The organism is Nocardioides sp., assembly GCF_036374615.1.
Lineage (GTDB): Bacteria > Actinomycetota > Actinomycetes > Propionibacteriales > Nocardioidaceae > Nocardioides.
The window spans coordinates 1-5,263 of the sequence record NZ_DASUTK010000216.1; the positions used below are offsets into that span (position 1 = coordinate 1).

Genomic DNA, 5,263 nt, shown 5'->3' on the forward strand with positions numbered 1-5,263 from the left:
GGCGCTCGACGAGAGCCTCGAGGCCGCGATCGGCGAGGCGGTTGAGCGCGGCCTCGTCGCGGACGCCGTCGTCGCCGGCAGCCCCGCCCAGCGAGCGTCGCTGTGGCTGCTGCGGGAGGGGATCTCCGAGGCGCAACGGCACGCCCGACCCGGCCTCAGGCACGACGTCACCCTGCCGATCGCCGACCTGGCCGGGTTCGTCGAGGAGGTCGGACCGCGGCTCGACGTACTGGTGCCGGGGGTGCGGCTGGTGACCTTCGGTCACGTCGGCGACGGCAACCTGCACGTCAACCTGGCCGCGCCGGCGGGCGGCGCGGCCGACGACTCGTTCATCCGGCGCAGCGAGGAGCTCACACGCGTCGTGTACGACGCGGTGGCGGGCCGCAACGGCAGCATCAGCGCGGAGCACGGTCTGGGCACGCTGCGCCGTGATGCTGCCGCGTCGTACAAGTCCGATGTCGAGCTCGACCTGATGCGGGCTATCAAGCAGGCGCTCGACCCCGCCGGGCTGATGAACCCGGGCAAGGTGCTGCCCGAAGAGGTGCTGCCGGGCTAGGTGCTGCTGACCAGCGGGGCCGCTCAGCCGAGCCGCTCGGTCAGGTGCACGGTGACGTCGTCGCCGTCGGTCTTCCCGATCGCCTTCCGGATCGCGGCCGCGACCGGCAGCTTGTGGGTGCCGTCGCCGAGCGCCATGAACGATCCGCGGAACGGCTCGCCGTCGACCGTGCCGGCCACCTTCACCAGACCTCTGGTGCCGAAGATCGTGGCGGAGTCGGGTAGCTGGACACAGGTCCAGGTGTCTCCCTCGCGAGCCTTGCCGAGGGTCGCGGTGAACGTGATGTCGAGCGGTCCCTTGTCGCCGTGCATGATGGCCACCTCTCGTCGTCGGGACACCTGTGCAGACCCGCGACCCGCCCGGAAGTCATCGCCCGGCGCGACCGGGATGGCTCGACCGACGGGCTGCCGCACGACACGATCGGGACATGCGCACCGTCGATCACATCCTCGAGGTCCCCGTCGACCACCGCCTGCCCGACGGCCCGACCCTGTCGCTGTACGCGCGAGAGGTGCGCGAGCCAGGGGGCGAGCAGCGGCCGTACCTGTTGTTCCTCCAGGGCGGGCCCGGCGGTGAGAGCCCGCGGCCGAGCACCGTCGACGGCCCGGCGTGGCTTCAGCGCGCTGCCCGCGACTACCGGGTGCTGCTGCTCGACCAGCGGGGCACCGGACTCTCGAGCCCGGTAGGCCGGTACGACCAGATCCCGGGCGACGACGTCACCGCGAAGGCCGACTACCTGACCCACTTCCGAGCCGACGCGATCGTCCGCGACTGCGAGCTCCTCCGCGAGCACCTCGGCGTCGAGCGGTGGAGCCTGCTCGGCCAGTCCTTCGGCGGGTTCACCTCGCTGACCTATCTCTCGCTCGCGGCCGAGAGCCTCGAGACCGTCTACGTCACCGGTGGTCTCGCGGGAGTCGGGGTCTCCCCCGACGACATCTACGCCGCGACGTACGTGACCATGCAGGCGAAGTGCGAGCGGTACTACCGCCGCTTCCCCGGCGACCGCGATCGGGTGCGGGCAGCGCTCGATCTCGCCCGGGCGGGCAGCCTGTCGCTTCCCGGGGGCGACCCGCTCACGCCCGGTCTGCTGCGCTCGATCGGCGGGGTCCTCGGCCGCGACGGCGGCGGCGACGCCCTCCACCACCTGCTGGAACGCGACCCCACCTCCCCCGCGTTCAGCCACGACCTCGAGCGGCTGATCCCGTTCCACGGCCGCAACCCGATCTACACGCTCCTCCACGAGGCGTGCTGCGCGGACGGCAGCGCGAGCCGGTGGTCGGCGCACCGGGTCCGCCCAGCGGCGTACGACGAGGACGAGACGCTGCTCACCGGCGAGCACATCGCGCCGTGGTTCTTGCAGGAGCGCTCCGAGCTCCGCCCGTACGCGGAGCTCGCCGACGTGCTCGCCGAGCGCGAGTGGCCGCGGCTGTACGACGAGGACGCGCTGCGGGAAGCCGACGTCCCGGTCGCGGCGGCCGTCTACTACGACGACGCGTTCGTCGACCGGGAGCTGTCGGTGCGCACCGCGTCCCTGCTCCGTCGGGTCCACCCGTGGATCACGAACGAGTACGAGCACAGCGCGCTGCGCACCTCGGGCGAGAAGGTGATCGACCGGCTGATCACGTTGGCCCGCGAGCTCTGACCGACTGGTGCTTGGATGACGGGATGCGACTTCTGGTGATCGGCGGCACCCGGTTCGTGGGGAAGCACCTGGTCGAGGCCGCGTTGGCGGCCGGCCATGACGTGACCCTGGTCCACCGCTCGTCGACGACCCTGTTCCCGTCCGCCCGACACGTGCTTGCCGACAGGAACCGCGACCTGTCAGCACTGGGCGACGGCGAGTGGGACGCGACCGTGGACGTGTGCGCGTACCTGCCCACGCAGGTGCGGGCCCTGGCCGACGCACTGGGCGATCGAGGGGGCCACCACGTGCTCGTCTCGACCGTGTCGGTGTACGGCGACCTGCCCGGGCCGGACGGGGACGAGGACAGCCCGCTGCTCCCGGTCGCGGGCGACGACGTCGAGGAGGTCACCGACGAGACGTACGGGCCGCTCAAGGTGGCGTGTGAGCGCGCCGCAGCCACGGCGTACGGCGATCGACTGAGCGTCGTCCGCCCGACCTACGTGGTCGGCCCGGACGACCCCACCGGCAGGTATCCCTGGTGGATCCGCCGGATGGCCCGCGGAGGAGAGGTTCTGGCCCCTGGCGCTCGGACCGACCCGGCCCAGGTCGTCGACGTACGCGACCTGGCCGCGTTCCAGCTGCGACTCGCGACCGGCCAGGTGTCCGGGGTCTTCAACGCGGTCCGGCCCGCGCAGCCGTGGTCAGAGCTGCTGGAGGCCACCGCCGAGATCGCCCCGACCGGCACCAGCCTGACCTGGGTGGACGGGTCGTGGCTGACCGAGCAGGGCCTGACGGGCGCGGACCTCCCGTTGTGGAGCGAGGGCGTCGCCGACTGGGAGTCCGCGATGTCACCGGCGCGGGCCGAGGCGGCCGGGCTCCGGCACCGGCCCTTGTCCGAGACGGTGCGCGACACCGCCTCCTGGGCCACCGACGACCACCTCGTGGAGGGGGTGGGACTCACGGCCGCCCGCGAGACGGAGTTGCTTGCGCGCTGGGTGTCGCAGTGAGGCTGCCGACGGAGACCCCCGTCCTGCCGACGGCGCGCGCGATGCTCCGGCCCTTCCAGCCCACCGACGTCGAAGGCCGACGCGTCCTGGGCCAGGACCCGGAGATACTCCAGATGTTCGGGGGCCAGCCGGACTTCACCGAGCCGGTGCCGATGACCACCACCGACGCGCAGGAGTGGTACGACCACGTCACCTCGGGCCCCACGCCGTTGCACTGGGCGATCGAGCACGAGGGCCGATTCGTCGGCACCACGAACCTGCACACGCTGCGCGAGGACGACCAGAAGGCGCAGTTCGGCGTGGGGCTGCTCGACCGCCGGATCTGGGGCCTCGGCCTCGGGGCGGAGGTCACGCGTGAGGTGGTCCGGTTCGGCTTCGAGGAGGTCGGCCTGCACCGGATCGGACTCAAGGTCTTCGCCCACAACGCCCGCGCGATCCGGTGCTACGAGCGGTGCGGCTTCGTGGAGGAGGGACGCGAGCGCGAGGCCGCCTTCGTCGGCGGATCGTGGCGCGACGACGTGATCATGGGGATCCTCGTCACCGATCCTCGGTGATCTGCCCTGATCCTCAGCGCAGCACCAGCCCGTCCTCGCCCACGTCGACCGTGACCGACTCCCCGTCGGTGACCTCGCCGGAGATCAGCTTCCGCGCCAGCGGGTCACCGATAGCCGACTGGATCAGCCGACGCAGCGGTCGCGCGCCGTACGCCGGGTCGTAGCCGGTGTCGGCGAGCCACTCCTTGGCGGCGTCGGTGACCTCGATCACGATCCGCCGTACGGCGAGCCGCTTCTCCAGCAGCGCGAGCTGCAGCTCGACGATGTGGGTCAGGTCGTCCTTCGTGAGCGCGTCGAAGACCACGATCTCGTCGAGCCGGTTCAGGAACTCCGGCTTGAACGAGGAGCGCACCGTGGCCATCACGGACTCCCGCTTCTTCTCGGGATCCAGCAGGGGGTCGACCAGGAAGTGCGACCCGAGGTTGCTGGTGAGGATCAGCAGCGTGTTGCGGAAGTCGACGGTGCGGCCCTGGCCGTCCGTCAGGCGCCCGTCGTCGAGCACCTGGAGCAGGATGTCGAACACCTCGGGGTGCGCCTTCTCGACCTCGTCGAGCAGGACCACGGAGTACGGGCGGCGCCGGACCGCCTCGGTCAGCTGGCCGCCCTCGTCGTACCCGACGTAGCCCGGGGGCGCGCCGACGAGGCGCGCGACCGAGTGCTTCTCGGAGTACTCGCTCATGTCGATCCGGACGATCGCCCGGTCGTCGTCGAAGAGGAAGTCCGCCAGCGCCTTCGCGAGCTCGGTCTTGCCGGTACCCGTCGGGCCGAGGAACAGGAAGGAGCCGGTCGGACGATTCGGGTCGGAGATGCCGGCGCGCGAACGGCGGACAGCATCGCTGACGGCGGTGACGGCCTCGCGCTGCCCGATCAGCCGCTCACCCAGCACCGACTCCATCTCGAGCAGCTTGGCGGTCTCGCCCTGCAGCAACCGGCCGGTCGGGATGCCGGTCCAGGCCTCGACGACGTCGGCGATCTGCTCCGCGCCGACCTCCTCGCCGACGAGCGGGTCGATGTCGGCCTGCTCGGCATCCTGGACCTCGGCGATCTGCCGTTCGAGCGTGGGGATCTTGCCGTACTGGATCTCGCTGGCCTGCTCGAGGTTGCCCTCGCGCAGGTGCTTCTCGGCCTCGATCCGCAGCGCGTCGAGCTGGCGACGCAGCTCGCCCTCGCCCTGGAGCTGGTCCCTCTCGCGCTCCCAGCGCGCCTCGAGCCCCCGGAGCGTCTCCTCCTGGTCGGCGAGGTCCTGGCGCAGCGCGGCGAGCCGCTCCTTGGAGGCCTCGTCGGACTCCTTCTCGAGTGCGAACTCCTCCATCTTCAGCCGTTCGACCCTGCGTCGGAGCTCGTCGATCTCCTCCGGGCTGGACTCGTGCTCCATCCGCAGCCGGGACGCCGCCTCGTCGATCAGGTCGATCGCCTTGTCCGGCAGCTGCCGGCCCGTGATGTAGCGGTCGCTCAGGGTGGCGGCCGCGACCAGCGCGGCGTCGGTGATGCGGACGCCGTGGTGGGCCTCGTACTTCTCCTG

At 71.6% G+C, this 5,263-nt stretch carries 6 protein-coding genes; 4 read left to right on the forward strand and 2 right to left on the reverse strand.

Features of this window, described 5'->3' with window-relative positions:
* Positions 1-556: FAD-binding oxidoreductase (locus tag VFZ39_RS16630; protein WP_330866907.1), on the forward strand; the 556-nt coding region annotated here is incomplete at its 5' end.
* A gap of 23 nt (positions 557-579) precedes the next feature.
* On the opposite strand, the gene VFZ39_RS16635 is transcribed toward VFZ39_RS16630, so the two are convergent.
* Complete coding sequence (locus VFZ39_RS16635) at positions 580-867, reverse strand: DUF1905 domain-containing protein (protein ID WP_330866908.1); 288 nt, start codon at positions 865-867, stop codon at positions 580-582.
* Positions 868-983: 116 nt separating this feature from the next.
* Here VFZ39_RS16635 and VFZ39_RS16640 point away from each other — a divergent pair, with 116 nt between their 5' ends.
* The 3 genes from VFZ39_RS16640 to VFZ39_RS16650 are packed head-to-tail and all read left to right on the forward strand — an operon-like array spanning position 984 to position 3,741.
* Positions 984-2,198, forward strand: a complete 1,215-nt coding sequence (locus tag VFZ39_RS16640) for an alpha/beta fold hydrolase (protein WP_330866909.1) — start codon at positions 984-986, stop codon at positions 2,196-2,198.
* 23 nt (positions 2,199-2,221) lie between these two features.
* Positions 2,222-3,187, forward strand: coding sequence for an NAD-dependent epimerase/dehydratase family protein (locus tag VFZ39_RS16645; RefSeq protein WP_330866910.1), 966 nt, complete (start codon positions 2,222-2,224; stop codon positions 3,185-3,187).
* Entirely contained in the window at positions 3,184-3,741 is a 558-nt protein-coding gene (locus VFZ39_RS16650) for a GNAT family protein (RefSeq protein WP_330866911.1), read from the forward strand. Before VFZ39_RS16645 ends, VFZ39_RS16650 begins: the two co-directional genes overlap by 4 nt.
* A gap of 13 nt (positions 3,742-3,754) precedes the next feature.
* On the opposite strand, the gene VFZ39_RS16655 is transcribed toward VFZ39_RS16650, so the two are convergent.
* On the reverse strand, positions 3,755-5,263 hold a 1,509-nt coding region (locus VFZ39_RS16655), incomplete at its 5' end, for an ATP-dependent Clp protease ATP-binding subunit (protein WP_330866912.1).

Coding starts and splice junctions, on each gene's coding strand:
- VFZ39_RS16645 (WP_330866910.1), top strand. CDS start 2,222: ATGCGACTTCTGGTGATCGGCGGCACCCGGTTCGTGGGGAAGCACCTG.
- VFZ39_RS16635 (WP_330866908.1), bottom strand. CDS start 867: ATGCACGGCGACAAGGGACCGCTCGACATCACGTTCACCGCGACCCTC.
- VFZ39_RS16640 (WP_330866909.1), top strand. CDS start 984: ATGCGCACCGTCGATCACATCCTCGAGGTCCCCGTCGACCACCGCCTG.